The sequence below is a fragment of the Streptomyces sp. NPDC030165 genome, assembly GCF_055573595.1.
In genome coordinates this window covers 43,276-69,282 of record NZ_JBVIBD010000013.1, presented here as the reverse complement: position 1 = coordinate 69,282, position 26,007 = coordinate 43,276, and the positions used below count along the sequence as shown (strand labels likewise).

The 26,007-nt window shown below is 74.1% G+C and carries 22 protein-coding genes; 11 read left to right on the top strand and 11 right to left on the bottom strand.

What is annotated here, in order from left to right:
* Positions 1-37 precede the first annotated feature (37 nt).
* From ACZ4Z1_RS24160 to ACZ4Z1_RS24125, 8 genes are all read right to left on the bottom strand, one after another.
* Positions 38-1,315 carry a 3-deoxy-7-phosphoheptulonate synthase gene (locus ACZ4Z1_RS24160; protein ID WP_468488695.1) on the bottom strand — a complete coding sequence of 426 codons (1,278 nt, stop codon included), beginning with the start codon at positions 1,313-1,315 and terminating at the stop codon, positions 38-40.
* Positions 1,312-3,465, bottom strand: a complete 2,154-nt coding sequence (locus tag ACZ4Z1_RS24155; protein ID WP_468488694.1) for an anthranilate synthase family protein — start codon at positions 3,463-3,465, stop codon at positions 1,312-1,314. The genes ACZ4Z1_RS24160 and ACZ4Z1_RS24155 overlap by 4 nt, the downstream gene beginning before the upstream one ends.
* On the bottom strand, positions 3,462-4,130 hold the full coding sequence (locus ACZ4Z1_RS24150; RefSeq protein WP_468488693.1) for an isochorismatase family protein: 669 nt from the start codon (positions 4,128-4,130) through the stop codon (positions 3,462-3,464). Before ACZ4Z1_RS24150 ends, ACZ4Z1_RS24155 begins: the two co-directional genes overlap by 4 nt.
* Positions 4,131-4,196: 66 nt before the next feature.
* Positions 4,197-4,469: a phosphopantetheine-binding protein gene (locus ACZ4Z1_RS24145; protein ID WP_468488692.1), complete on the bottom strand. Its 273-nt coding sequence runs from the start codon at positions 4,467-4,469 to the stop codon at positions 4,197-4,199.
* Between the two features lie 62 nt (positions 4,470-4,531).
* Positions 4,532-6,223, bottom strand: a complete 1,692-nt coding sequence (locus ACZ4Z1_RS24140; protein ID WP_468488691.1) for a (2,3-dihydroxybenzoyl)adenylate synthase — start codon at positions 6,221-6,223, stop codon at positions 4,532-4,534.
* Between the two features lie 49 nt (positions 6,224-6,272).
* Positions 6,273-7,331, bottom strand: coding sequence for a ketoacyl-ACP synthase III family protein (locus ACZ4Z1_RS24135; RefSeq protein WP_468488690.1), 1,059 nt, complete (start codon positions 7,329-7,331; stop codon positions 6,273-6,275).
* 285 nt (positions 7,332-7,616) lie between these two features.
* Positions 7,617-7,859: a tautomerase family protein gene (locus tag ACZ4Z1_RS24130; protein WP_468488689.1), complete on the bottom strand. Its 243-nt coding sequence runs from the start codon at positions 7,857-7,859 to the stop codon at positions 7,617-7,619.
* Positions 7,856-9,115, bottom strand: coding sequence for a DegT/DnrJ/EryC1/StrS family aminotransferase (locus ACZ4Z1_RS24125; RefSeq protein ID WP_468488688.1), 1,260 nt, complete (start codon positions 9,113-9,115; stop codon positions 7,856-7,858). The genes ACZ4Z1_RS24130 and ACZ4Z1_RS24125 overlap by 4 nt, the downstream gene beginning before the upstream one ends.
* Before the next feature lie 231 nt (positions 9,116-9,346).
* On the opposite strand from ACZ4Z1_RS24125, the gene ACZ4Z1_RS24120 reads away from it, so the two are divergent.
* Positions 9,347-10,456: an LLM class flavin-dependent oxidoreductase gene (locus ACZ4Z1_RS24120; protein ID WP_468488687.1), complete on the top strand. Its 1,110-nt coding sequence runs from the start codon at positions 9,347-9,349 to the stop codon at positions 10,454-10,456.
* Here ACZ4Z1_RS24120 and ACZ4Z1_RS24115 read toward each other — a convergent pair.
* Positions 10,448-11,308, bottom strand: a complete 861-nt coding sequence (locus ACZ4Z1_RS24115; RefSeq protein WP_468488686.1) for an AfsR/SARP family transcriptional regulator — start codon at positions 11,306-11,308, stop codon at positions 10,448-10,450. The genes ACZ4Z1_RS24120 and ACZ4Z1_RS24115 overlap by 9 nt on opposite strands.
* A gap of 194 nt (positions 11,309-11,502) precedes the next feature.
* Between ACZ4Z1_RS24115 and solA the strand changes: the two genes are divergently transcribed.
* Both solA and ACZ4Z1_RS24105 read left to right on the top strand, forming a co-directional pair.
* The gene (gene solA, locus ACZ4Z1_RS24110) at positions 11,503-12,651 is read left to right on the top strand and encodes an N-methyl-L-tryptophan oxidase (protein WP_468488685.1); all 1,149 of its coding nucleotides are present in this window, start codon (positions 11,503-11,505) and stop codon (positions 12,649-12,651) included.
* Between the two features lie 122 nt (positions 12,652-12,773).
* Complete coding sequence (locus tag ACZ4Z1_RS24105) at positions 12,774-13,289, top strand: flavin reductase family protein (RefSeq protein WP_468488684.1); 516 nt, start codon at positions 12,774-12,776, stop codon at positions 13,287-13,289.
* Between the two features lie 64 nt (positions 13,290-13,353).
* On the opposite strand, the gene ACZ4Z1_RS24100 is transcribed toward ACZ4Z1_RS24105, so the two are convergent.
* Positions 13,354-14,334 carry a LysR family transcriptional regulator gene (locus tag ACZ4Z1_RS24100; RefSeq protein WP_468488683.1) on the bottom strand — a complete coding sequence of 327 codons (981 nt, stop codon included), beginning with the start codon at positions 14,332-14,334 and terminating at the stop codon, positions 13,354-13,356.
* 120 nt (positions 14,335-14,454) lie between these two features.
* Between ACZ4Z1_RS24100 and ACZ4Z1_RS24095 the strand changes: the two genes are divergently transcribed.
* The 3 genes from ACZ4Z1_RS24095 to ACZ4Z1_RS24085 all read left to right on the top strand — a co-directional run bounded on the left by ACZ4Z1_RS24095 (position 14,455) and on the right by ACZ4Z1_RS24085 (position 18,474).
* Positions 14,455-15,918, top strand: a complete 1,464-nt coding sequence (locus tag ACZ4Z1_RS24095; RefSeq protein WP_468488682.1) for an FAD-binding oxidoreductase — start codon at positions 14,455-14,457, stop codon at positions 15,916-15,918.
* Positions 15,915-17,153, top strand: coding sequence for a cytochrome P450 family protein (locus tag ACZ4Z1_RS24090; protein ID WP_468488681.1), 1,239 nt, complete (start codon positions 15,915-15,917; stop codon positions 17,151-17,153). The genes ACZ4Z1_RS24095 and ACZ4Z1_RS24090 overlap by 4 nt, the downstream gene beginning before the upstream one ends.
* Positions 17,154-17,220: 67 nt before the next feature.
* Positions 17,221-18,474 (top strand): cytochrome P450, encoded by a 1,254-nt coding sequence (locus ACZ4Z1_RS24085; protein WP_468488680.1) that lies wholly within the window; start codon positions 17,221-17,223, stop codon positions 18,472-18,474.
* Between the two features lie 139 nt (positions 18,475-18,613).
* Here the strand turns inward: ACZ4Z1_RS24085 and ACZ4Z1_RS24080 are convergent, their stop codons facing one another.
* Positions 18,614-19,492 carry a class I SAM-dependent methyltransferase gene (locus ACZ4Z1_RS24080; RefSeq protein WP_468488679.1) on the bottom strand — a complete coding sequence of 293 codons (879 nt, stop codon included), beginning with the start codon at positions 19,490-19,492 and terminating at the stop codon, positions 18,614-18,616.
* A gap of 327 nt (positions 19,493-19,819) precedes the next feature.
* Between ACZ4Z1_RS24080 and ACZ4Z1_RS24075 the strand changes: the two genes are divergently transcribed.
* From ACZ4Z1_RS24075 to ACZ4Z1_RS24055, 5 genes are read left to right on the top strand one after another with little or no spacing between them, the layout of a single operon-like run.
* Positions 19,820-20,155 (top strand): hypothetical protein, encoded by a 336-nt coding sequence (locus tag ACZ4Z1_RS24075; protein WP_468488678.1) that lies wholly within the window; start codon positions 19,820-19,822, stop codon positions 20,153-20,155.
* Between the two features lie 51 nt (positions 20,156-20,206).
* Positions 20,207-21,322 carry a phenylacetate--CoA ligase family protein gene (locus ACZ4Z1_RS24070; RefSeq protein ID WP_468488677.1) on the top strand — a complete coding sequence of 372 codons (1,116 nt, stop codon included), beginning with the start codon at positions 20,207-20,209 and terminating at the stop codon, positions 21,320-21,322.
* Position 21,323: 1 nt separating this feature from the next.
* A complete protein-coding gene (locus tag ACZ4Z1_RS24065; protein WP_468488676.1) occupies positions 21,324-22,742 on the top strand; it encodes an aldehyde dehydrogenase family protein in 1,419 nt (472 codons plus the stop codon).
* A gap of 50 nt (positions 22,743-22,792) precedes the next feature.
* Complete coding sequence (locus tag ACZ4Z1_RS24060) at positions 22,793-23,212, top strand: phosphopantetheine-binding protein (protein ID WP_468488675.1); 420 nt, start codon at positions 22,793-22,795, stop codon at positions 23,210-23,212.
* Positions 23,205-26,006 carry a type I polyketide synthase gene (locus ACZ4Z1_RS24055; RefSeq protein WP_468488674.1) on the top strand — a complete coding sequence of 934 codons (2,802 nt, stop codon included), beginning with the start codon at positions 23,205-23,207 and terminating at the stop codon, positions 26,004-26,006. The genes ACZ4Z1_RS24060 and ACZ4Z1_RS24055 overlap by 8 nt, the downstream gene beginning before the upstream one ends.
* Position 26,007 lies beyond the last annotated feature (1 nt).

Genomic DNA, 26,007 nt, shown 5'->3' with positions numbered 1-26,007 from the left:
CGGGCGCGGTACGGGGCCTGGGAGCGCCGGCCTGCGGCTACCGCAGCGCCGCGGCCGGCCGTGCACGGTCCCGGCCGGCCGTGTGCGCGCCGGCGATCTCGGCGACCGCCGCTGCCAGTTCGAGGGACTGGGTCCGGTTCAGGCGGGGGTCGCAGGCGGAGGCGTAGCGCAGCGGGAGTTGTCCGGTGGTGGGGCCGCGGTGGCCGCCCAGGCACTCGGTGACGTCGTCGCCTGTCAGCTCCAGGTGGATGCCGCCGGGGCACGTGCCCAGGGACCGGTGCACCTCGAAGAAGCCGCGCAGCTCGGCGAGGACGGTGTCCAGGTGGCGGGTCTTGTAGCCGTCCGCCGTGGTGAAGGTGTTGCCGTGCATGGGGTCGGACACCCAGCCGACGCGGGCTCCCGCGGCGGTGACCTGCTCCACCAGCCCGGGCAGTACGGCGCGCACCCGCTCCGCGCCCATACGGACGACGAAGGTCAGCCGGCCGGGTTCGCGGTCCGGGGCGAGGCGGTCGACGAGCCGCAGCAGTTCGTCCGGCCGCGCGTTCGGACCGACCTTGACCGCCAAGGGGTTGCGGACGGCGGCGCAGTACGCGACGTGGGCGCCCAGCGGGTCGCGGGTGCGTTCGCCGATCCACAGGAGGTGGCCGGAGGATGCGTACGGCAGGCCCGTACGCGCGTCGTCGCGGGTCAGCGCGGTCTCGTAGTCGAGCAGCAGGCCCTCGTGGGAGAAGAAGAGTTCGGGGGCGCGGGGGCGCCGGGCCGCTGCCGTACGGGCCAGGTGCATCGTCGCGGCGGACGCTTCGTACGCCCGCAGCATCCGCCCGGGGTCCGCGGCCCGGGCCGCCGCCGTGAACTCCCGGCCGTTGACCGCGTCGCCGCGGTACACCGGCAGGCCGATGCCGCCCCGCGTCTCGACCGGGCTGGACCGGGGCTTGGCGTACTGTCCGGCCATCCGGCCCAGGACGACCGCCGGGAGGGAGGTGGCGGCGGTCAGGGCCGCCGCCATGTCGAAGAGGGTGTCCACCTTGCCCGCGACGGCCCGCGCGGTCACCGCGTCGAACGTCTCGGCGCAGTCGCCGCCCTGGACGAGGAACGCCGTGCCGTCCGCCACGGCCGCCATCCGGGCCGTGAGCCGGTCGCAGGCGTCCGGGGTGACCAGTGGGGCGTACGAGGCGAGCCGTTCGGTGACCGTGCGCAGCCGGCCGGGGTCCGGCCACTGCGGCTGCTGGGCGGCGGGACGGGCGGCCGCGAGCGCGGCACCGGGCGCTCGCGCGGTGGCGTCGGCGTCGGCGGCGGGAGCCGAGGGGGAACTCATGTGGCTACCTCACGATCTCGCGTCGGGCGGGCGGGGGCCGGGCTGGCGGAAGAGGTCCCGTACGGCGTGCGCGATTCGTGCGCCGCGTACGGCTGGTACGGCTCGTGCGCTCCGTACGTCCCGTACGGTTCCGCGCCCGGGGGCCTGAGCAGGCCGGAGAGGAGGCGGTCGAGCACCGCCGTGCCCCTGCGCGTCATCACGGACGCCGGATGGAACTGCACCGAGGCGAAGCCCGGACCGCGCAGCGCGTGCACCTCGTCGGTGGCCGGGTCGCGGCACACCTCCACCGTTCCGCCCCGGCCGACCGGGCAGGGGAAGGACGCGGACGGGGTGACGGCGCTGAACGCGTTGTAGAAGTACACCGCCTCGTCGTGGCCGAACAGGTCGATCTCGCGCTGCACCCCCTGGCTGGGCACGTCCCGGCGTATCAGGTCGAGGCCGAGGACGCCGCTGAGCACCTGGTGGGCCAGGCAGACCGACAGGAACGGGAGGTCCGTCTCCAGCAGCCGCCGGGTGGCCGCGCGCAGGTGGGCGATCTTCGGGTGCGCGGTGTCGCGCGGGTCGCCGGGACCGGGCCCCAGGACGACCAGGTCGGCGTCGGCGAGGCGGTAGTCCTCGTCGAACCGGCGTACGTGGACGCGCAGTCCGAGGGAGCGCATCAGGGTCGCACCCATGGCGGTGAAGGTGTCCTCCGCGTCCACCAGGAGAGCGGTACGCCCGGCCAGATGGGGCAGGTGGCGGGCGCGGGACTCCGGGGCCTGGCGCCAGAAGGGGGCCAGCGGGGCGTTGCGGGCGGCCAGCGTGCGGCGGACTTCGGGTACGGAGGCCAGGGGCACGTGACGCGCAGCGGTCTTCGGGGCGGAGCCGGTGCTGCTCGTACGCCCGGAGCCGGCCCGGTCCCTGGCTGTACGCCCGGTGCCGTTCTCCTCCGGACGCAGCGCCGCCAGCAGTCCCGCCGCCTTGGCCCGGGTCTCGGCGGCCTCCCTGCGCGGGTCCGAGTCGCGTACCAGCGTCGAGCCGACGCCCAGCCGCAGCCGGCCGGTGCCGTCGATGTCGGCGGTGCGGATGAGGATGGCGGAATCCAGCGAGCGTTCGCCCTGGGCGTCGCGTCCCAGCAGGGCCGCCATGCCCGCGTAGTAACCCCGGCCGTCCGGCTCGTACTTGGCGATGACGCGGCACGCGCTCTCCAGCGGGCTGCCGGTGACGGTCGGCGCGAACAGCGTCTCGCGGATGATCTCCCGTACGTCCCTGGTGGTGTGCCCCTCGATGAAGTACTCGGTGTGCGCAAGATGGGCCATCTCCCGCAGCCGTGGGCCGATGACGCGGCCGCCCCGGTCGCACACCCGGCTCATCATCTTCAGCTCTTCGTCCACCACCATGTACAGCTCGTTGGCCTCCTTGGGGTCGGCGAGGAACTCCAGGACGCCCTGGGCGGTCGAGCCGGTCGGCGGGTAACGGTAGGTGCCGCTGATCGGGTTCATCACCGCCGTACCGGCGTCCAGCGTGATGTGCCGCTCCGGGCTCGCGCCGACGAACGTACGGTCGCCGGTGTGCACCAGGAAGGTCCAGTACGCGCCCGAGGTGCGCCGCAGCAGCCGCGCGAAGAACCGCAGCGCGGTGGCGGGCGACCAGTCGGCGATGTCGGTGACGAAGGTGCGGCGGAGCACGAAGTTGGCGCCGGCGCCGGTGCCGATCTCCTCTTCGAGGACCCGCCGGACCATACCGGCGTACGCGTCGTCGTCGATGTCGAAGCCGCCGCCACGGGTGACGACGGGGTCGTCCGGCAGCCGCCGCAGCACCTCGTCGACGGGCACGCTCGCCTGCTCGGCGATGTCCATGACGAGCAGCGGGGCGCCGTCGTCGGGGCAGTCGTAGCCGCGTTCGGCGATCTGCCGGTACGGCAGGAGGACCAGCAGTTCCTGCCGGTCGCGGGCGCCGGGCGGTGGCAGCGGGATGTCCGCGACGGCCGCCACCTCGCTGATGCCGCCGGTCAGCAGGTCGATCCGGTCGCCGCGGCCGGAGCCGGAACCGAGCCCGTCGCCGGTCCCGGACTCCGGGCGGTGCAGCAGCGCGAAGGCGGCCGGGGGTGTGGGGCCGGTCAGCCGGGCGAGGAGGGGATCGGCGCCCGGGTCCGCCCCCGGGCCCGTCATCGCGCCTCTCCGGTCAGCGCGCCCGCCCAGCGGTCCAGCACCGTGGCGGTGGGGACGACCACCGAGCAGCGGGCGGCGGCGTATTCGAGCGCCATCCGGTGGTCCCGGGCGCAGAAGTCGGCCACCGCGTCGGCCGCGAAGAACGTCTGGATGTCGTTGGCCATCGCCTCGCAGGCGGTCTGCAACAGCCCCACGTGCGCGTACACGCCGCACAGCACGATCTGGTCCCGGCCCTGCTCACGGAGCAGGTCCAGCAGGCCCGTACGGAAGAAGGCGCTGGGGCGCCACTTGGTCAGGACGGTGTCGCCGGGGCGTGGCGTGAGGGGTTCGGGGATGTCCCGGTGGCGGGGGTCGGCGCTCATGCCGGGCCCCCAGAAGTCCTTGAGCAGACCGCGGTCCGCCTCGCTCATGTCGCCGGGCTGGGCCGTGTAGACGACCGGCACTCCGGCGGCCGCCGCGGACTCGCGCAGCGCCCGGACGTTCTCCAGCAGCGGGGCGAGCGGCGCCTGCCCGGCGGGGAAGAAGCCGAGGAAGTAGTGCTGCATGTCGTGGACGAGCAGCACCGCGCGGCGCGGGTCGGGCTGCCAGGAGGCGGTGTTGGGCGGCAGTTCGGCCGGGGTGGGCATGGGGTAGGGCCGGATCGTGGGGATGACGGGATTCGCCATGGTGGTGGTCTCTCGTTCTCCGGGAAGGCGGGGAGGCGGGGGACGCGCGGGGTACGGGTGCGGGGCTCAGCCGGCGGGCCGCGGGCCCGCTTCCGCGGCGCTCAGCACCTGCTCGATGTGGCGTGTCCAGCCGTCCAGGGTGGGGTCGCTGACCAGGGTGTCGAAGTCGACCGGGACCCCGGCCCGGCGCCAGCGGCCGGCGAGCCGCATCATGTCGAGCGAACCGAGGCCGTGGCGTACGAGGTTGGCATCGGCCGGGAGGTCCTGCGGTGCCGCGCCGACGAGGGCGGCGACCGCGGTGCGGATCTCCTCGGGGGTACGGGGTGCGCTGGTGTCCATGAAGGGGTGGCCTTTCTGCTGCGTTCGGCCGGAAGCGGCCGGGTGCGGGTCCGCCGGTCCGTTCAGCTGTTCTGCTGCGCGCGGCCGGCCCGGGAGGGCACGAAGCCGGCGGCCTCGGGGACCGGGCCGCCTGCGGCGATCGCCGCCAGTACCTTCTTGTCGACCTTGCCGAGGCCGGTCAGCGGCAGCTCGTCCACGTACTCGACGCGGTCCGGCAGCTTGAAGTCGGCCAGGCCGCGGGCGTGCAGCGCCTCCTTCAGGTCGGGCAGCGCCGGCCGTTCGCCGGCCGCCACGAGGAAGGCGCAGGACCGCTCGCCGAGGATCTCGTCGGGGACCGGCACCACGGCCGCGCGGGCCACCGCGGGCAGGGCGAGCAGATGGCCCTCCACCTCGCCGGCCGAGATCTTGTCCCCGCCGCGGATGATCACGTCCTTGATGCGGCCCTCGATGACGAGGTTGCCGTCCCGGGTCAGCCGGGCCAGGTCGCCGCTGCGGTAGAAGCCGTCCTCGGTGAACGCCTTGGCGTTGTGCTCGGGCGCCCGGTAGTAGCCGCGCAGGGTGTACGGGCCGCGGGTGAGCAGTTCGCCGATGCTCTCCGGGGGCAGCTCGCGGTCCTGCTCATCGACGATGCGGATCTCGTCGGCGGGGGAGACCGGGCGGCCCTGGGTGCTCAGTACGGTCTCCGCCGGGTCTCCCTCCCGGGTGAAGGTCAGCAGGCCCTCGGCCATCCCGAAGACTTGTTGGAGGCGGCAGCCGAAGGCGGGCTGCACGCGCTCGGCGACTTCGCGGTGCAGCTTGGCGCTGCCGATCTGGAGGGTGCGCAGGCTGGACAGGTCGGCCGTGGACCACTCCAGCCCTTCGAGCCACAGCTGCACGATGCTGGGGACGACCGACGTGACGGTGACCCGCTGCCGTTCGATCTCCGGGAAGCAGCGCTCGGGCGTCGGGTCGGACGCGAAGGCCACGGTGCCGCCGGTGTGCAGGACGCCGATCACGCCGGGGCAGCCCCAGGTGAAGTTGAACTCCACCGGCAGCACGGCGAGGTACACGTCGTCCCCGGTCAGCCCGGCGGCCTCGGCGGATACCCGGGCCTGGTACGCGTAATCGTCGTGAGTGCGGGGGATCAGCTTGGGCAGGGCGGTGGTCCCGCCGGAGAGCAGGAAGAACGCCACGTCGGACGGGTCGGCGGCGGGGTGCGGTACGGGCTCGGCGTCCACGGCGGACAGCGGTACGACATCGCCGTCACCGCCCGGCTCCGACGCGCTGCCCGCGCCCTCCCCGTCCAGCACGAACAGGTGCTTGAGGCTGCCGGCCTCGTCGCGCATCCGCCGCGCCAGCGCCGGGTGGTCGAAGCCGCGCAGCACGCCGGGGAAGACGTAGCCGCTCGCCTGCGACAGCTCGCACAGGTGCCGGATCTCGTTGGCGCGGTGGGCGGGCAGCGCGAACACCGGCTTGGCGCCCAGCCGGAACAGCGCGAAGCAGACCACCACGAAGTCCGGGGTGTTGGGCAGCTGGACCACCACCCGGTCGTCGGCGGCGATCCCGCGCTCCTGGAAGCCGGCGGCCATCCGCCGGGTGCGGCGGTCGAGTTCGGCGTAGGAGATCCGCCGGTCCTCCTGGACCAGGGCGGTCCTGTCGGGGTGCCGGCGTACCGCGGCCTCCAGCAGGGCGACCAAGCTCTCACCGCGCCAGTGTCCGGCGGCGCGGTAGCGCTCGGCCACGTCCCGCGGCCAGGGGGTGCATCCGTTGAGCATCAGTTGTCTCCTCGGCGGTTCGGTGCGGTGCGGGGGCGGCGGGAACGGTTCACGGGGTCCCGGCCCCGTCGTACGCGTCGTGGGCGGCGGTGATCTCCAGGACCGCGCAGCTCGCCTCCATGCCGGTGGTGTAGCCGATCACCATGACGTGGTCGCCGGGGCCGACCTGCCCGGTGGTCCACAGGTGTTCCAGGGCGAGCGGGATGTCGGAGACGCTGGCGTGGCCGATCCGGCGGTGGCACTCCCACGTGCCGCGCTCGATGCCGATCTGCAGCGGTTCGAGCAGGAAGGTGCTCAGCACGTCCTGGTTGAAGCCGACGTGCGCGACCCGCGCGATCCGGTCCATGGAGCTGCCGGCCTCCGCGAGGGTGCGCTCGGCGATGCCCTCGATCAGCTCGCCGAAGTCGCCGAGCGGTACGGCGCCGCCGTCGGCCCACTCGTTGCGCCAGTGCTCCAGGCGCGCGTCGAAGTCCATCAGCCGGTCCACCGGTGCGCCCGGCGGCAGCAGCGACTCGCCGCCCCGGTGCATCGCCTCCATCCGCGGGTTGGAGACCGACCCGAGGGCGAGCAGCCGGGCGAAGCCGCCGCGCCGCGACACCACCATCGAGGAGCCGGCGTCGGCGAGGACGAAGAGCTGGGAGGAGTTCCAGCGGTCCACCAGCGGGGTGGAGAAGTTGTCGCCGGCGGTCAGCAGGACCGCGTCCTTGCCGGAGGGCGCCGTCGCCAGCAGCCGGTAGACGGCCGACTCCAGGCCGGCCAGCAGGCCCAGGCAGCCGTGCTGCACCTGGGAGGCGGAGATCGGCTGGTCCAGGGTGTTGAGCAGGACGTAGTGCGCGGGGGACCAGCCTTCGGGGCCCTGGTGGTAGGTGCTGCTGTGCAACAGCGCGGCGAAGTCCTCGGGCCGGTGCCCGGAGCGCCGGATCGCGGTCCTGGCGGCGCTGACGGCCATGTCCGGCGCGGAGACGGTGTCCTCGACCGCCACCGACAGCAGGCCGGAGGCGGCCCGGCCCGCTTCGGAGTACCAGCCGGCCGCGACCGCCTGCTCGGTCGGCACGGTCCGCGGGACGTAGGTGCCCACGCCCGCCAGGTAGATGTTCTCGACCTTCACCTCGTCGGATCTCCTCGTGTCTGGTCCGCCGCGCACGGGTCGCTGCCGGTGCGCCGGCCGGTCGCGTTCAGCACAACACGCTTCGGCGGGCGGTCTCTTGAGTAGGGGGTACTCACCTTGTGGGCGCGGTCGCGCCGCTGGTGACCTGCGGTGATGTGGATCGGTGCGGGCCGCGCCGGGGGCGCGGTGAGTAGCGGCCACTCAGACGGGCGCCCCAGGTGCCCGGCCGAGGGAAGGCGCCCGGCGGACAGCCCGGCGGGCACGGCCCCGGCCGCTGCGCCCGGCTCAGCCCGCGGCGGCCGGCGGCGTCGTACCGGGCTCGCCGGCGATGCCCCAGCGTTCGCGGGGTACCCCCTGGACGACGATCCAGGTGTGGTCCCGCGACGCGGGCCCGAACACCTCCGTCACGGCGTCCGTCAGCCGGGCGATCAGCGCCGCCTCGGTCCCTTCGGCCAGCCGGTCCTGGTAGAGCTTGACCTCGATCAGCGGCATGGTGGCGCCCTTTCTGCGTACGCGTGCGGTGGTCACGGAGCGGTGAGGCGCAGCTGGTGCGCGCCGGTACGGGCCAGGGCCTCGCCCAGCGCGGCGTCCAGCGCCTCGGTGAGGTGGTCGACCTGGGCGTCGGACAGGCCGGGGTGGCAGGGCAGGTTGACGTGTTCGGCGAACCACGAGCGCTCCGCCACCGGGCACTCCCCGGGGCCGTGCCCGCGCTCCCGCCACTCGGGCAGCAGGTGCAGCGGGAAGTACCGCAGCTGCACCTCGACACCGCGCTCGTCCAGGCCGCGTACGAGGTGGTCGCGCAGCTCCGGCGGGCCGCCGGTGAAGAACGTGTACAGGTGGTAGGCGTGTTCGACGCCCGCGCGGGGCCGCGCCACGCGGGTCCCCGGGTGCGCGGTGATCACTTCGTCCAGCCGGGCGGCGATGTGCCGGCGGCGTGCCACCAGCTCGTCCAGCCGGTCCATCTGGGCCAGGCCCACCGCCGCCGCTGCCTCGGACAGCGTGGCGTTGGTGCCCGCCCTGCGCACGCCCGCGCAGACCTGCCCGTACGCGGAGGACGCGTACTTCATCCACGGCAGCAGCGCCGGGGTCCGCCGGGAGGCGGAGGCGGGCTCGGTGATGAACGAGCCGTCCACCTCGTTGGAGCGCAGCCGGTCCAGCCGCTCCGCCCAGTCGTCGCGGTCGAGGGTCACCATGCCGCCCTCGCCGAGGGTGGTGATGTTCTTCGACGAGTGGAAGCTGAAGCAGCCGATGTCGGCCAGTGCGCCGGGGCGGCGGCCGTCGTAGCGTGCGCCCAGCGCGTGGGCGCAGTCCTCGACGACGAGGATGTTCCGGTCCCGGGCGAAGGACATGATCTCGTCCATCTCCGCGGCCCAGCCGCCGTAGTGCACCAGCAGCAGGGCCCGGGTGCGCTCGGAGGAGACGGACTTCAGCGCGGCCGGGTCCAGGTTCAGCGAGTCCGGGTCCACGTCGCAGAACCGCACGTCCACGCCCAGGTCCAGCAGCGGCTGGGCGGTGGCCTGGAAGGTCTGGGGCGTGGTGACGACCTCGTCCCCCGGCTTCAGGTCCAGCAGGTGGACGGCGAGTTCGAGGGCGACGGTGCCGCTGGTGACCGACAGCGCGTGACGGGTGCCGGCGTACTGCCGGAAGCGCTCCTCGAAGAGCTGCCGCCGGGCGCCCGTCGACAGTGTGTCGTGCGAGCCGACCAACTGCTGCAGCGCGGCCGCCTCGGCACTGCCGAGAATGCTGCCGCGGCTCGCGTACGGGACGGTGTACGTTCCGCGCATGACGTTCCTCCGGCCGGTTGGGAAATTCCTGATGGCTGATTTCCTGGCGCCGCCGAATCTAGAATCCGCGGTGCGGAACAGGGAACTTCTGGCGGTCATCCTGACGGTGGGCTGACGCCCTGACAGCGGGAATTGGCTTTCCTTGACAGTGGCGCCCGGCGTGCGTTCATACTGAGCCGCCTCATCCGACGAGCCGCCGTATCCGCAGCCGTGACCGCAGAGGGAGTGGGCATGAAATTCGGCGTGAACTTCTTTCCCGTGCTGGACCCGGGCGAAAAAACCGCCACCGCGTACTACGACGAGGTCCTGCGGCTGACCGAACTGGCCGAAGCGCTTGATTTTGAACATGTGCAGACCGTGGAGCACTACTTCTCCGGGTACGGCGGCTACAGCCCCGACCCGGTCACCCTGCTCACCGCGGCCGCCGCGCGCACCAGCCGGATCCGCATCGCCACCGGCGCCGTGGTGCCCGCCTTCACCCACCCCGTCAAACTGGCCGGCAAGCTGGCCATGCTCGACCACCTCTCGCACGGCCGGCTCGACGTGGGCTTCGGGCGGGCCTTCCTGCCGGCCGAGTTCGCCGCCTTCGGGGTGCCGATGGACGAGAGCCGGGCGCGGTTCGCGGAGGGTGTCGAGGCGTGCCGCCGCCTGTGGAGCGAGGAGGACGTGGTCTGGGAGGGCCGCTTCCACCGGTTCGGCCCGGTCACCCTGCTGCCCCGGCCCTACCAGCGGCCGCACCCGCCGGTCTTCATCGCCTCCGCCAGCAGCGCCGAGTCCTGCGCGGCGGCCGGCGCCGCGGGCCACCACCTCCAGGTCGTCCCGTCCGTCGTACCGCCCGAGCAGCTGCGCTCGATGCTGGAGCACTACCGTGCCGCGTGGGACGGCGCCGGGCACCCGCCCGGGGAGCGGCGCATCCAGATCAAGTACACCTGCTATCTGTCCGAGGACCGCGCCGAGGCCCATCGGCAGGCGGAATTCTACGAGCGTTCCTATGTACGGCACATGGCGGACGCGGTGGCGCCGCTCGCCACCGGAAGCGGCTCGGCGGACTATCCGGGATACGAGAAATTCCTCGACAAGGCGAAGAACTACGAATTCAGCCGGGCCCTGGCCGGCAACAAGGTCCTGGCCGGTACGGCGGCGGACGTACGCCGGCAGATCAGCACCGTTCGCGAGGAATTCGGCACCGATCTGACGATGAGCCTGCAATTCAACGCGGGCGGCCTGGCGTTCGCCTGTGCGGCACGGGCCATGGAGCTGTTCGCCGAGGAAGTGATGCCCGCGTTCCCGGACGGCGGGGACGCCACGGCGGGGGCGGTCCGGGCGACGGTGTCAGCGTGAGAGCACGGTGCCGCGCCCGGCCCCTTCGCGCGGGCGCGGCACCCGCTCGCCGGCCCGCTCGGCCACCAGCGCGGTCAGCCGGTCCAGGCGGCAGCGCAGCAGCTCCTGTTCGCAGACGAGCCGGCTGACCAGCCCGCGCAGCCGGGTCAGTTCCGTACCGTCCGCGTCCTCCGCCGGGCACGGCCGACGCGTGGTACGCGGTGCGGGGGCACCCGGGGCGCGGTGGCGCAGCGCGTGCGCCAGCTGCTCCGCGAAGCGGTCACGCCCGGGGTGGGCGAGGACCGCCTGCTCGATCTCCGGCAGCAGGACGCCGTGCCGGCCGGTCCGCAGCCCCGTGTCGAACAGCAACTCCATCGCCTGGGCGCGCAGTTCCTCCAGCCGGGCCGCCGCCGCGGCGCACAGCGGCCCGCGGGCGCTGCCCGCCAGCGCGCTGCCGCGCCACCACCCGAGCGCCTGCCGCACCTGCTCGTGCGCGGTGTCCGGGTCCGTGTCGGCGAGCTCCCGCGCTCCGGCCACGGCCCGCTCGAACCGTCCGCTGTCGACGTCCTCCGGGCGCGCCCGCAGGACGTACCCCGGCCCGCGGGTGACCAGGCGCGGCGAGTTGGCGTGCTCGGGCTCCAGCGCGATCAGCGTCTGCCGCAGCCGCGACACGTGCGCTTGCAGGGCGTTGCCGGCCTTCGCCGGAGGGCAGTCGCCCCACAGTTCGGTGACGAGCTGCTCCACGGAGACCGGCGTGCCCGGCCGGACCAGCAGCGCGGCCATCAGCACGCGCTGCTTGGGACTGTTCAGCGTCACCCGCCGGTGCCGCACCTCGTCACACACCTCGGGCGGGCCCAGAATGCGGAACAGCACGCGGTCCCCCTCTCGTCGGTTCCGGCCCCGAGCACAGCACGAACGCGCCGCGCACGGCCTGAGTGGGGGGTACTCAAACGCCGCCCCCGCCAGATTGAGTACCGCCTACTCACGAGGCGCCGCCCGGGCACGTGGTCTGGTGGTGCACGCAGCCGGCCCGCCCGGGCCGGCACCGACCGGAGGACGGGGGAGACATGACCCGGTGGGACGCGGAGGCCGCGGTGGTCGGACTGGGAGCGTGGGGCGCCTCGGCGCTCTGGCAGCTGGCGCGCCGCGGTGTGGACACCGTCGGCTTCGAACGGTTCCACCTCGGGCACGCGTACGGCTCCTCGCACGGCGGTTCCCGCATGTTCCGCGTCACCTGCCTCGAACACCCCGGGCTCGTACCGCTGGCCCGCAGGTCGCTGGAGCTGTGGCAGAAACTCCAGGCGGATGCCGGACGCCCGCTCTTCCTGCCGTCCGGCGGCCTGCTGATCGGCCCGCCGGACGGCACGATCGCCGGCGGTACGCTGCGCGCCACCCGCGAACACGGCATCGAGGTGACGGAGTTGAGCGCCGCCGAACTGGCGGAACGCTTCCCCCGGCATGCCGGGGTGCCCGGCCACCACATCGGGGTGTGGGAGCCGTCCGCCGGCATCATCCGCCCCGAGGAGGCCATCCGCGCCGCGACCGGCCTGGCCGAGCGCACCGGGGCCCGGGTGCACACCGGCACCCGGGTCGAGGCCGTGGAACTGATCCCCGGCGGCGCTCTGGTGCGCACCGCGCAGCGCGAGGTCAGGGTGCGGCAGGTCGTCGTCACGGTCGGCTCGTGGCTGTCCAAGCTGTACGGCGGCCTGCCGCTGGAGACGCTGCGGATGCCGATCACCTGGTTCCGCCCGTACGGCGACGGCGACCCGGACGGGTACGGCCTCGACCAGCTCCCGGTCTTCATGCGGGAGTCCGACGAGGGGCCGGTGCTCTGGGGCAACGGTAGGGAGGGCGGCCACGACGTCAAGCTGGGCCTGGAGCAGCAGGGCCGGGCCGCCGAACCCCTCGACCCGGAGACCTGCGACCGGTCCGTGGCACCGGCCGACTGGGCGCAGCTGAGCGACCTGCTGCCCGGGATGCTGCCCGGCCTGGAGCGGCTGCCCGCGAAGATCGCCGTCTGTATGTTCACCCGTACCCCGGACGGCCAGTTCGTCGTCGGACGGCCGGGCGGCGACCCGCGGATCATCCTGGCCGGTGGCTGCAACGCGCACGGTTTCAAGCACGCCACGGGCATCGGCGAACTCCTCGCCGACCTGGTGCGCGGGCAGCGGCCCCGCGTGGAGACCGCGTTCCTGAGCCCGGACCGCTTCGGCTGAGCGCGTCCGTACCGCGGCGGAACCGGCCCGCAGCCGCCGCGCCCCGTAGCGCACCCGGCCGCCCCACAGCCGCAGCGCCCCCGGCCGCACACCTGACCCGCGTACTTGGAGGGAAGGGCCCCGTGACACCCGTGCCCGAAGCCACCCGACTCCCGGCCCTGGCCGGCGCCCAGGAGTTCCGCGACGCCATGGCCGAACTGGCCGCCCCCGTGGCGGTCGTCGCCACCGCCGACGGCCGGGACGGGCGGTGGGGATTCACCGCCAGCTCCCTCACCTCGGTCTCGCTCGACCCGCCGCTGATCCTCGTCGGACTCGCGCACACCTCCAGCTGCCACCGCGCCCTGAGCGACGCGCCGCAGTTCACCGTCAGCCTGCTGGGCGACGGACACCGCGAGGTGGCCCGCCGGTTCGCCACCCACGGCATCGACCGCTTCGCCGACGGCGGCTTCGCGCACTGGCCGGGAGCGGACCTGCCGTACCTCGCCGGCGCCGGGGTGGCCCTGCGCTGCCACCGGCACGACGTGGTGTCCGCCGGGGACCACGACCTGCTGATCGGCGCGGTGGCAGAGGTCCGGACCGGACCGTCGGGCGGGAAGGCGCTGCTGTGGTACCGGCGCGCGTTCCACACGCCGCAGTGAGTGCGGGGCCCGGGGTGCGGGGGCGGGAGAAGGCCAGGGTGTCCGGGGAGCGGGCGGACCCGCGTCAGGCCGCGCCCGGCACGCCCCCGGCCGTACCGCCGTCGTCCGCGGCGGCCGGAGCCGGGGACTTCCCGGCCGTACCCGTCGTCAGCGAAGCCGCCGGACGCGGCAGCACGCTACGCGCATGCGCGATCAGCGCCCGCGCCGCCGGCCCGGACGGCCCCGCCTGCCGCCAGGCCAGTGCCAGCCTCCCGTACAGCCGGGGGCGGCTGATGGTGAGGGTGTGCAGCCGGTCCGCGTGGGCCCTGGCCAGGCGGGCCGGCAGGATCGCCAGGCCGAGGCCGCGGGCGGCGAGCCGGGCCAGTACGTCCGGATCGCTCGCCTCGAACGCCACGGCGGGTGCGAAGCCCGCGGCGGCGCACGCGTCGTCGACGCAGGTCCGCAGCCCGGTGCCGCGCGGCAGGCTGATCAGTGCCCGGCCGCGCAGGTCGGCGAGGGTGATGCCGCGCCGGGTGGCCAGCGGGTCGTCGGGTCCGACGGCGCCGACCAGCGGCTCCTCCGCGATGAGCAGGGTCTCCAGGTCGGGCGGCGGGCCGGCCGGCAGGCCGATGACCGCGACGTCGAGGCGGCCCGTCTGGAGGGCGTCGGTCAGCTCGTCGGAGGTGGCCTCGGACAGGGTGATCACCACGCCGGGGTGGGCGTGGTGGAAGTCGGCCAGCAGGCCGGGCATGTCGAGCGGCGCGGACGCGGCCACCATGCCGACGGAGACGTGGCCGCGGACCAGCCCGGCGAGTTCGTCGACGGCGGACCGGGCACCGGCGACCGCCGCGAGCGCGGCCCGGGCGTGCGGCAGGACCGCCGCGCCGGCTTCCGTGAGCTGCACCGTGCGCCCGGAGCGGTCCAGCAGCTCCTGGCCGAGTTCGCGCTCCAGGCGCCGGATCTGGGCGCTGATCCCGGACTGGGCGACGTGCACCCGGGCGGCTGCCTTGGTGAAGCTCGACTCCTCACAGACGGCCACGAAGTATTCGAGCTGGCGCAGTTCCATGACGGGCGAGTCTAACCACAGGCGCCGACGGCCCGGCCGTACCGCCGGGGCCGTCACCAGGGACGACGGCGCGGCGGCCGGGAGCGGCCCGCGCGGCAGCACCGCTGGAGGAGACAGGACATGAGCACCGAACCGACACTGCGCGCCCCCGGCGCCCGGACGGCCGCCGCGGATCTCGCGGAACGCGTCCGGGGGCCGGTCCTCCTGCCGGGCGAGGAGGGGTACGAGGAGGAGTGCGCCGGGTTCCAGCGGGCCGCCCGGCACCGGCCCGCCCTCGTCGTCGGCGCGGCCTGCGCGCAGGACGTGCAGGAGGCCGTGGCGTTCGCGGCCGCGCGCGGGCTGCCGGTGGGTGTGCAGGCCACCGGGCACGGCCAGCCGTACGCGGTCACCGAAGGCGTCCTGATCAGCACCCGGCGGATGCGTGCCGTACGGGTGGACGCGGTGTCGGCGACCGTCCGCCTGGAGGCGGGGGTGCGCTGGGAGCAGGTGATCCCGGAGGCGGCACGGCACGGGCTGGCGCCGCTGAACGGTTCCTCCCCGGACGTGGGCGCGGTCGCGTACACGCTGGGCGGCGGACTGGGCCTGCTGGCCCGCCGGTTCGGCTACGCAGCCGACCACGTCCGCGCGATGGACGTGGTGACCGCGGACGCCCGCCTCCGGCACGTCACACCGGACTCCGAGCCGGACCTGTTCTGGGCGCTGCTCGGCGGCCGGGACAACTTCGGTGTGGTGACCGGCCTGGAGACCGGCCTCGTCCCCGTGGACCGGGTCTTCGGGGGCCAGCTGGTCTTCGACGCGCCGCTGGCCGAGGAGGTGCTGCGGGCGTACCTGGACTGGACCCGCACGGTCCCGGAGGCGATGAACTCCTCGGTGCAGCTGATGCAGTACCCCTATGTGCGGCAGCTGCCCAAGGCGGTCCGCGGCCGGTACGTGGCCCAGGTGCGCGTCGTCTTCACCGGCACCGCCGAGGAGGGCGAGCGGCTCGTGGCCCCGCTGCGGGCGGTCGGGCCGCGGCTGGCGGACTCCCTGCGCGTCATGCCGTACGCGGAGTCCGCCGAGATCCACAACGATCCGCGCATGCCGCACGCGTACCACGGGAGCAACGTCGTGCTGCGCGACCACGACGCGGCGCTGGCGGGCACCGTGCTGGAGCTGGCCGGGCCCGCTGCCGCCGCCCCGTGCATCGTGGAGATCCGCCACCTCGGCGGCGCGCTCGGCCGCCGTACGGCCGTCCCGAACGCCGTCGGACACCGCGACGCATGCTGCGTGCTGCGCGTGCTGTCCCCGCTGACCGGCCGCTTCACCACGCCCGTCGTCCGGCCCGTGCACCAGCGGCTGTTCGACGCGCTGGCCCCGTGGACGGCCGGTCGGCAGCTCAACTTCGTCTACCACGAGGGCGAACGGCCCGCCGCGGAGTGGCTGCACACCGCGTACGACCCCGCGGACTTCCGCCGGCTCGGCGCGCTCAAGGCCGTCTACGACCCCGCCAACACCTTCCGCCTCAACTACAACATCCCTCCGGGCGCCGGAGCGCCGGGAGGAACGGGCCGACGGCCCGAACGGAACAAGGGAGTTCGACGATGAACCGGTCCGAGTGCCCCATCGTGCTGGAACCCACCGGCAGTGACCTGGCCGGCGAGGCCGCGGCCCTGCGCGCGCAGGGCCCGGCCGCCCGGGTGGAGCTGCCGGGCGGGGTGACCGCCTGGTCGGTGACCCGGCACCGGCAGATCCAGCGGCTGCTGACCGACCCCCGGATCTCCAAGGACCCCCGGCAGCACTGGCCCGCCTACCAGGACGGCCGGATCGACGAGAACTGGGAGCTCTACCCCTGGGTCCTGGTCGAGAACATGCTGACCGCCTACGGGCCGGAGCACGCGCGACTGCGCCGGCTGGTCGCGGGGGCGTTCACCGCCCGCCGCACCAAGGCGCTGCGCCCGCTGATCGAGAAGGTCACCGCCGCCATGCTGGACGACCTGGCGGCGCTGCCCGCGGGCCAGGAGACGGACCTGCGCGCCCGGTTCACCCACCCGCTGCCCTTCCGGGTCATCTGCGAGCTGTTCGGGGTGGGCGACGGCCCCGGCAGCCGCCTGCTGACCATCATGGACGCGTTCTTCCGCGACCCCGGCACCATCGAGGACGTCCAGGCCAGGGCCCAGGACATCTACGCCGTACTGACCGAGCTGGTCGCACAGAAGCGCCGGGAGCCCGCCGACGACCTCGCCTCCGCGCTGATCACCGTGCGCGACGAGGACGGCGAACGGCTCGACGAACGCGAACTCGTCGACACCCTGATGCTCATGATCGGCGCCGGGCACGAGACCACCGCCAACCTCCTGGGCAGCGCCGTCGCCGCGCTCCTGACCCACCCCGGCCAGTACGCGGACCTGCGGGCCGGCCGGATCACCTGGGCGGACGTGGTCGAGGAGACGCTGCGCCTGCACGGGCCGGTGGCCCACATGCCGCTGCGCTTCGCCGTCGAGGACATCGACCTGGACGGGGTGCTCATCCGCAAGGGCGAGCCCGTCATCGTCTCGTACGCGGCCGCCGGCTGGGACCCCGACCAGCACGGTCCGGACGCCGCGGAGTTCGACGCGGCCCGCACCGAACGCAACGACCACCTGGCCTTCGGCCACGGCGTCCACCGCTGCCTGGGCGCCCCGCTGGCCCGGCTGGAGGCGTCCGTCGTCCTGCCGGCCCTCTTCGAGCGCTTCCCCGATCTGCGGCTCGCCCGCCCGTCGGAGCCCCTGCCGCCGTCCGGCTCCATGATCGCAAACGGCTACCGCGCACTGCCCGTCGTACTGCGCCCCGCCGAGGAGTGACCCGAGCCCCGCCCCGCATTCCGCCTCCCCCCACAGTGCACCCGACAGCGGAAGGAACGACCGATCCATGCGCAAGGCCCCCGGCGCGTCCCCCAGCGTGCCCGTAGAGCAGCTCTACGACCCGCAGTCCGAGCGGTACATCGAGTGCCCGTACGCCGCGTTCGCCGCCACCCGGCGCGCCGCTCCCGTCGCCCACCACCCCACCCTCGGCGAATGGTTCGTCACCGGACGCGCCGAGATCGAGGCGGTGGCCCGGGACACCCGGCGCTTCGCCAACCGCTACAACGCCGACGGCACCTTCGCCTTCACCCCCGAGTGCCGGGCCGTCCTGGAAGAGACCCTGTTCTTCCGCGCGTCCCTCTACAGCACCGAACCGCCCGTCCACACCCGGTTCCGCGCCCTGCTCGGCGACTTCTTCGCGCCCCGCCACCTGCGCCGCCTGGAGCCCGCCGTCCGCGGCATCGCCCGGGACCTCGTCGCGGAGTTCGCCGGCGACGGCGGAGCGGACCTGCTCGGACAGTTCGCGCTGCCGCTCCCCATGACGGTCATCTGCGACATCATCGGCATACCGGCCGGCGACCGCGCCATGGTCAAGGCGTGGCACGACGACTGGATCGCGCTGCAGGTCGTACCGCTGCCCCCGGAGGAGCAGCTGCGGTGCGCGCGGAGCCTGGTCGCCTACGAGACGTACATGCGCGAACTGATCGGGCACCGCACCGCGCACCCCGCCGACGACCTGCTGTCGGCCCTCGCCCAGGCGTCCCTGGCGGACGATCCGGTCTGCACGGCCGAGGACGCGGTCGTCGCCCTGCGCGTGATGATCGCCGGCGGCCACGAGACGACCACCAACCTGATCGGCAACACCATGTTCCACCTCCTGAACGAACGCGAACGCTGGGAGGCGGTACTGGCGGACCCGGCCCTCTTCGAGGCCGCCGTCGAGGAGGGGCTGCGCTTCGACTCCTCGGTGCAGGGCGCGCCCCGCGTGACGAGCGAGGACGTACCGATCGGCGGGGTGGTGGTACCCAAGGACGCCAAGGTGCGGGTGATGTTCGCCGCGGCCGGGCGCGATCCGGACCTGGTCGACGACCCGGACACCTTCCGGCTCGACCGCAAGGGGCCGCCGCGCCACCTCGGCTTCGGCTACGGCATCCACTTCTGCGCCGGAGCCGGGCTGGGCCGCCTGGAGGCCCGCGTCGCGCTGGAGACGCTCGCCGCCGAACTGCCGGACCTTCGCCTGGCGGACGGGTACGTGCCCCGGCACGCGCCCGGCGAATTCGCGTTCCGCGGACTGGCGGAACTGCCCGTCCTCTGGGGCTGATCCACCGCCGGGGTCCGCGCGCGGGCCCCGGCATTCTTCCGACGCGGCGGGTACGCACAGCAGGCCGCCCCCGGTACCGGATGACCACCGGTACCGGGGGCGGACGCGTCGAGGGCGCAGGGGGGACGCCCAGGACGCCTCAGGACCGCGGCGCGCGTGCCGTCATGTAGACGATCGGAGTCGGAAGGGTGATCCGGCCGTCCGCACCGCGCAGCAGGTCGAGCCGTCGGGCGACCTCGGCGGCCAGCTCCGCCGCCTCCTGCTCGCCGAGCCGCTGCCACAGCCGCCGCATGCCGTGCGAGCGCGTCCACTGCACCCACTCGCGGCCCGAGCCGACCACGACCGGCAGCGCCTCCTCCACCGCGGTCACCTCGGTGAACCCGGCGCCGGTGAAGGCCGCTTCGATGCTCCGCGGGCTGACCAGCCAGTTGTTGCGGATGTCGTTGAACGGGCTGTCGTAGCGGTCGCCCGGCTTGACCTGCGTCATGTGCGGGATGAGCAGGTCGTGCACCTCGGCGGGCAAGAACGTCCACCTCCCGTCGTCGGCGGCGGTGGGGAAGAAGGACGGCGCGGTGGCCGCGAACCGGCCGCCGGGCCGCAGCAGCGGAAGGTAGGGGCGCAGGTCCTCCGGGCCGTGGGTCCAGATGAAGATGCTGAAACTGGCCACGATCGCATCGAAGCTCGCCGCGGGGAACTCCGGCCGCTGCCCGTTCATCACCCGGGTGCTGACGTGCTCCAGGCCGCGCCGCCGCACCTCCTCCTCGGCGTACACGACCATCTCCTCGGCGAGGTCGATGCCGATCACCTCGCCGCTGCCGCCCACCGCCTCGGCCGCCGGGAACAGGGCGGCACCGCGCCCGCAGCCGACGTCCAGGACGCGGTCGCCGGAACGCAGCCCGGCGATCTCCACCAGCCGGCGCCCGATGGGGCCGAAGAACTCCACACCGGTCTGGTCGTACTCCTTGGCAGTGTCGCTGAACAGACGGTGCATCTCGGCTGTGCTGGCGGACTCGCTCACGCATACCTCCTCAGTGCGGGGTGCGCCCGTCGCGGAGGTACGGGACGCGCCCGCACCCGGCCGGGACGGACCCTCGTTCCCGTTGTGGCTTGCGAGCATCGTGGGCCCGCCCCCGAGCCCTGTCCAATATCCGTGACAGCTGACCGCCAGCACCATTCGCTATAACTCCACGGCCGCCCCCGAATTCCGCCCCGCCCGGCCCTTCCGCATTTCTTCGGCGCTTGACAGGAAACCGCAGGCGCACTGGGATTGAGTACCACCTACTCATGCCGCGTCCCGCCATTCCGTGGTCGCCTGTCGACCCGGTGAACAGCGGAGGGAGACGGCATGCTGGCTTCGATTTCCTGGTGGGACCTGGAGAAGTCCCCGCAGACCATCGACTCGTTGCGGGAATATCTGCGGGACGAGGCGGTCGAGCCCTGGACGAAAGTACGGGGCCTGCTGCTGAAATTCTGGATCGCCGACCGGGAGAACAACCGGTGGGGGGCGGTCATGCTCTGGGAATCGGCGGACTGCCTGGACCAGCCGCTGCCCCCGCACCGCGCCATGGAACTGATCGGCCACCCGCCGGCCCAGCGCGTCCGCTTCGAGGTGGAGGCCACGGTCGAGGGCGTGCACACGCTGCCGGCCCTGGCGGGGCTGGGGCCGGCGCTGGGCGCCTGACCCCGCCGGCCCGCCCGAACCCGTACTGGACCCCTCTCCACAGGAGGAACCGTGCCGAACCCGGCCGCCCCGGCCACCGACCCGGTGCTCGACCAGCCCTTCGACGCCCCGGCGGACCCCGAAGCCTTTCTGCGGGCCGCGATGGAGTGGCATTTCGCCCCGGAAACGGGCTCGCCGTTCTGGCTCGACCGCGCCCGTACCCTCGACTTCGACCCGCGCACCGACATCACGGCCTACGACGACCTGCGGCGCTTCCCCAACGTCGCGGCCGAACTGCGCGACGTACCGGTGTGGGACCTGGTCCCGCGCGGCTACGGGCCGCACCCCGACGTGGTCGGCGTGTACGAGAGCGGCGGCACCACCGGCGCGCCCAAGCGGGTGCTCTGCCTGCGCGACTGGTTCGACAAGATGGTCGCCTGGAGCAACGCGCACATGGACGAGCACGGCATCCCGCGCGGCACCGACTGGCTCGGCCTCACACCGACCGGGCCGCACATCGTCGGCGAGCTCGTCCGCTCCTCCGCGACCACCCACGGCCGGCTCGGCTTCTTCGTGGACCTCGACCCGCGCTGGGTCAAGAGCCGCATCGCCCAGGGCCGCCCGGCCGAGGCCGGGGAGTACGCCGAACACGTCATCGACCAGGCCGAACTCGTGCTGACCACACAGGACATCGGCGTCATGGCGATCACCCCGGCCCTGCTGGAACGGCTGGTGCGCCGCCCGCACCTGGTCGGCCTGGTCAACGAGAAGGTCCGCGCGATCCGCTGGGGCGGCACCCAGATGGACCCCGACACCCGCGATTTCTACCGCACCGAGGTCTTCCCCGGCATCACCCTGTACGGGCACTACGGGAACACCATGACCATGGGTGTCGCCGGCCAGCGCGTCGAGCGGCCCGGTGACGGCGGCGCGTGCGTCTTCGACCCGTACTCGCCGTACGTGACGTTCTGCGTGGTCGACCCCGCGACCGGCCGGGCCGTGGAGCACGGCGCCCGCGGCCAGGTCGTCACCCACCACGTCAGCAAGGCCCTGCTGCTGCCCAACAACCTGGAACGCGACCTCGCCACCCGCGTACCGGCCCTGCCCGGCCACCTCGGCGACGCGGTGGCCGACCTCGCGCCGGTGGAGCGCTTCGAGGACGAGCCGGTCATCGAAGGGGTGTACTGACATGGCGGCGCGCGAGACGGCACTGCTGCCGCCCGCCACGGACCGCCCCGACACGGCGAGCCTCCCTGTTCTGGACGTCCTCGCCGCCAACGGCCCCTACCGCTCCCGCACCCGCGAGACGGTCCACGATGTGGCGGGCCGCCCGGCCGCCGAACTCAGCCTGGCGCCACCGGTGATGGTCACACGCACGATGGACGCCCTGCGCGCGGCCCGGCCCCTGCCGCTGGACGAGCGCGTCGCCGCCATCGCCAGGGCGGGCGAGCTCTTCGCCTCCGGCCCCGTGGACGGCGTACCGACCGAGACGTACGAGCACGCGGTCAGCCGGGTGGCGGGCCTGCCGCTCACGGTCGTACGCGCCGCCACCCGCACGACGGCCCGGCGGCTGTCCCAGCTCTACCGGGGCCTGCTGCACGCCCGCCCGGCGGGAGCCACCGGCCACTGGCGGGACCCGCAGACCCGCGCCGGCCGTGCGGTGTGGGTACGGCGGGGTGAGGTCTTCGCCGTCCACGCGGCCGGCAACCACCCCGGCACCCACACGCTGTGGCCGGAGGCCCTGGCGCTCGGCTACCGGGTGGCGGTCCGGCCCTCGCGCCGCGAACCCTTCACCCCGCACCGCCTGGTCGCCGCGCTGCGGGCGGCCGGCTTCGGCCCGGACCAGGTGGCGCTGCTGCCGACCGGGCACGCGGCGGCCGAGGCCGTCCTCGACGGCGCCGACCTCGCGTACGGCAGTGACGAGGTGATCCGGCAGTACGCCGACGACCCGGCCGTCCTGCCCCTGGCCCCCGGCCGCTCGAAGATCCTGGTCACGGCCGACACCGACTGGCGCGACCACCTGGACACCATCGTCGGCTCGGTCGCGCACCACGCCGGCACCGGCTGCGTGAACGCCACCGCGGTCTTCGTCGAGGGCGACCCGGTGCCGCTGGCCGAAGCCGTCGCGGCGCGGCTGGCCGCGCTGCCCGCCCTGCCGCCCGAGGACGAGAACGCCGTACTGCCGGTGCAATCGGCGCGTTCGGCCAGGGCGTTGGAGAAGCACCTGACGGAACAGGCCGCCGGCGCCCGGGCCCTGCTGGGCGGCGACGGCATCACCCACGCACTGCCGGACGGCAGCGTGGCGCTGCGGCCCGCCGTGCATCTGCTCGAGCGCGCCGACGCCCCACAGGCCAGGCTGGAACTGCCGTTCCCCTGCGTGTGGATCGCGCCCTGGAGCCGCCGCGACGGCATCGCCCCGCTGCGCGACACCCTGGTCATGAGCGTCTGCACACGGGACGAGCAGCTCATCGACGACCTGCTGAACGAGCCCGGCATCAGCAACCTGCACATCGGCGACCGCCCCACCTACTGGACGGACACCGGGATGCCGCACGACGGCTATCTCGCCGACTTCCTCATGCGTACGAAGACCGTCGTCCGCGCCTGAGCGCCCGCCCGACCCCGGCGCCGGGCCGCGGAGAGCATTGGAGACCCATCGTGAGCACTCACCTGCCGCCGTCACCGGACGCGCCGGAACCGCCCGCCGCGCCGGCCGGCACCGAAGCCGTACTGGCGGGCATCTGGCGCGAGGTGCTGGAGATCCCCGAGGTCGGTGTGCGCGACAACTTCTTCGACCTGGGCGGGCACTCCGTCCTGCTGCACATGGTGCGCGAACGGATCGCCGGGCAGCTCGGGCGCGACCTGTCCGTGGTCGAGCTGTTCAACCACCCGACGCTGCGCGCCCTCGCCCGCCACCTGGACGACGCGGCGGACACCGGCACCACCGCCTCCCGTACACGGGACCGGGCGGGCGGCCGGTCCCGGCTGGGACGCGAACGGGCCCGCAGGGAGCGGGCGAGGACCGAGGGCGCGGACAGCCCGCGTCGTGAGGGGGAACCGGGTGACTGGTATGAGTGACCTCGACACCGCGGCGGACCGGGAGAGCGGGGCAGGACACCTGGCCGTCGTCGGCCTGGCCTGCCGCTTCCCCGGCGCGCCCGACGCAAAGACGTTCTGGCGCAATCTGGCCGACGGCGCCGACACCATCACCCGCTACCCCGAGCGGCCGGTGACCGGCGAGGCGAGCGGGTCGGTCAGCTCCTACGTCCCCGCCCGCGGCCTGCTCCAGGACCCCGGCCACTTCGACGCCGGGTACTTCGGTTACGCCGCCGACGAGGCCCGCGTCATCGACCCCCAGCACCGGGTCTTCCTGGAGTGCGCGGTGCAGGCGCTGGAGGACGCCGGCCAGGACCCGGACCGGCACCCGGGCAGCATCGGCGTGTACGGCGGCTGCACGGAGACCGCGTACGCCGACATCCTGCACGCGCGGCGCGACGAGCTGGACGGCGTGGGTGACCAGGACATCCTGCTGGGCACCGCGCCCGACTTCCTCGCCTCCAGGGTCGCGCACAAACTGGGCCTGCGCGGCCCGGCCGTCACCGTGCAGAACGCCTGCGCCACCGCGCTGGTGGCCGTCCACCTGGCCGCGCAGGCCCTGCTGGCGGGCGAGTGCGACCTCGCCCTCGCGGGCGGCGTCGCGGTGCACGTGCCGCCGAAGGAGAGCCCGTACAGCGAGGACGGCATCCTCTCGGCGGACGGCGTGTGCCGGACGTTCGACGCGGCCGGACAGGGGACCGTCGGCAGCAACGGGGTGGGCGTCGTGGTGCTCAAGCGGCTCGACGAGGCCCTGCGGGACGGTGACCCCGTCCGTGCGGTGCTGCGCGGCTCCGCCGTCACCAACGACGGCCCGGACCGGGTCGGCTTCACCGCGCCGAGCGTCAACGGCCAGGCCACCGCCGTACGGGAGGCGCAGCTGGCGGCAGGCGTGGACGCGGGCACCATCACCTACGTCGAGGCGCACGGCACCGCCACCCCGATCGGTGACCCCATCGAGGTCGCCGCGCTGACCCGGGCGTTCCGCGAGGACACCGACCGCAGGGGGTTCTGCCGCATCGGCTCGGTCAAGTCCAACATCGGGCACACCGACGCGGCGGCGGGCGCGGCCGGGCTGATCAAGACGGTGCTGGCCGTCGAGCACGGCCAGATACCGCCCAGCCTGCACTTCCGCACCCCGAACCCGCGGCTCGACCTGGAGGCGAGCCCCTTCCGGGTCGCCACCCGGCTGGAGAGCTGGCGGCCCGAGGGCGTGCCGCGGCGGGCCGGGGTCAGCGCCTTCGGCATCGGCGGGGCCAACGCCCACGTCATCCTGGAACAGGCCCCCGTACGCGCCCCGGAGGCCACGACGAGGGGAGTGGACGGTACCGTCCCGACGCGGCCCTGGCACCTCCTGCCCCTGTCGGCCCGCACCCCCGCCGCACTCGCCGCGGCCACCGAACGGCTGGCCGGCCACCTCCAGGACCACCCCGAGCTGTCGGCCGACGCGGTGGCGTGGACCTTGCAGACCGGCCGCAGGGAGTTCGAGCACCGCCGGATCGCGCTGGTCAGCGGCCCCGAGGACGCCATCGCGGTGCTCGCCGGCACCGAACACGAACGGCTGCTCACAGCGGCGGGGGCGGTGCCCCGGCGGCCGGTCACGCTGCTCTTCCCCGGGGACAGCGGCCGGGACGACGGCCTGGCCCGGGACTGGTACGAGACGGAGCCGGTGTTCCGGCGCGCGGTCGACATGTGCTGCGCCGCTGCCGGTACGGAGGCCGGTGACGACGTACGGAAGGCCGTACTGGGAGCGGAAGTTCACGGCCCGGCCGCCGAACTCGGCGCGTTCGCCCGGGAGTACGCGCAGGCGCGGCTGTGGATCGCCCGGGGCGTCCGGCCCGCCGCCATACTGGGCGCGGGCGCCGGGCTGCTCGCGGCGGTCGCCGTGGCCGGGACATTCCGGGTCGCGGACGCGGTACGGCTGGTGACGGAGCAAGCTGGTACCGGGGACATCGGAGCCTTCACCGAGCTGGTACGCGGCTTCGAGCCGGTCGCGCCGCGGGTCCCCGTGCTGTCCGCGGACACCGGACGGTGGCTGACGACGGAAGAGGCCACCGACCCCGGCCACTGGGCCCGTTGGCTGCGCGGCGACGCAACCGCCGCCGCCGGTACGGCCGAAGCGCTGCGCGCCCTGCTCACCGGCCCCGCCCGAGCCCTGGCCGACCTCGGTGCCGGACGCGCGCTCACCACCGCCGCCCGCCAACTGCCCGAGTACACGCCCGAACACCTCCTGCTGACCACCCAGGACGTAACCGGGGACCAGGCCGACGGGCCCGCACCTGCCGAAGCCGCCCTGGCACGGCTGTGGCTGGCCGGTGTGCCGGTCACCTGGGCAGCCGTACGCGGGGAGCGCCGCCCGTGCCGGGTGCCGTTGCCCACGTACCCCTTCCAGCGGGAACGCCTCGTCGTGGAACCTCCCCAGGAACAGCGGCCCGGGGCAGCACCCTCCGAACGGACCGCGACACCGGACGCCCAGCCGGCGGACCGGGCGGCCGAAGCGCCGGACGACGGCGGCGCGGAGCGCACGGACTCCACCCTTCCCCTGGTGGCCCGGCTGTTCGCGGAGACCCTCGGGCTCCCCGAGGTCGACCCCGAGGACAGCTTCTTCGACCTCGGCGGCGACTCCCTGATCGCCGCCCGGCTGCTCACCCGCGTCCGCGCGATCTACCCGGTGGACATCAAGGTCAAGACGATGTTCACCGCCCCCTCCGCCGTGGAGTTCGCCGAACTCCTCGACTCGCTGACGGCCGGCGCCGATGCGCGGCCGCAGCCCTCCTGAG

Coding starts and splice junctions, on each gene's coding strand:
- ACZ4Z1_RS24150 (WP_468488693.1), bottom strand. CDS start 4,130: ATGGCGAATCCCGTCATCCCCACGATCCGGCCCTACCCCATGCCCACC.
- ACZ4Z1_RS24055 (WP_468488674.1), top strand. CDS start 23,205: ATGAGTGACCTCGACACCGCGGCGGACCGGGAGAGCGGGGCAGGACAC.
- ACZ4Z1_RS24095 (WP_468488682.1), top strand. CDS start 14,455: ATGAGCACCGAACCGACACTGCGCGCCCCCGGCGCCCGGACGGCCGCC.
- ACZ4Z1_RS24075 (WP_468488678.1), top strand. CDS start 19,820: ATGCTGGCTTCGATTTCCTGGTGGGACCTGGAGAAGTCCCCGCAGACC.
- ACZ4Z1_RS24085 (WP_468488680.1), top strand. CDS start 17,221: ATGCGCAAGGCCCCCGGCGCGTCCCCCAGCGTGCCCGTAGAGCAGCTC.
- ACZ4Z1_RS24100 (WP_468488683.1), bottom strand. CDS start 14,334: ATGGAACTGCGCCAGCTCGAATACTTCGTGGCCGTCTGTGAGGAGTCG.
- ACZ4Z1_RS24145 (WP_468488692.1), bottom strand. CDS start 4,469: ATGGACACCAGCGCACCCCGTACCCCCGAGGAGATCCGCACCGCGGTC.
- ACZ4Z1_RS24125 (WP_468488688.1), bottom strand. CDS start 9,115: ATGCGCGGAACGTACACCGTCCCGTACGCGAGCCGCGGCAGCATTCTC.
- ACZ4Z1_RS24140 (WP_468488691.1), bottom strand. CDS start 6,223: ATGCTCAACGGATGCACCCCCTGGCCGCGGGACGTGGCCGAGCGCTAC.
- ACZ4Z1_RS24160 (WP_468488695.1), bottom strand. CDS start 1,315: ATGAGTTCCCCCTCGGCTCCCGCCGCCGACGCCGACGCCACCGCGCGA.
- solA (WP_468488685.1), top strand. CDS start 11,503: ATGACCCGGTGGGACGCGGAGGCCGCGGTGGTCGGACTGGGAGCGTGG.
- ACZ4Z1_RS24065 (WP_468488676.1), top strand. CDS start 21,324: ATGGCGGCGCGCGAGACGGCACTGCTGCCGCCCGCCACGGACCGCCCC.
- ACZ4Z1_RS24120 (WP_468488687.1), top strand. CDS start 9,347: ATGAAATTCGGCGTGAACTTCTTTCCCGTGCTGGACCCGGGCGAAAAA.
- ACZ4Z1_RS24090 (WP_468488681.1), top strand. CDS start 15,915: ATGAACCGGTCCGAGTGCCCCATCGTGCTGGAACCCACCGGCAGTGAC.
- ACZ4Z1_RS24155 (WP_468488694.1), bottom strand. CDS start 3,465: ATGACGGGCCCGGGGGCGGACCCGGGCGCCGATCCCCTCCTCGCCCGG.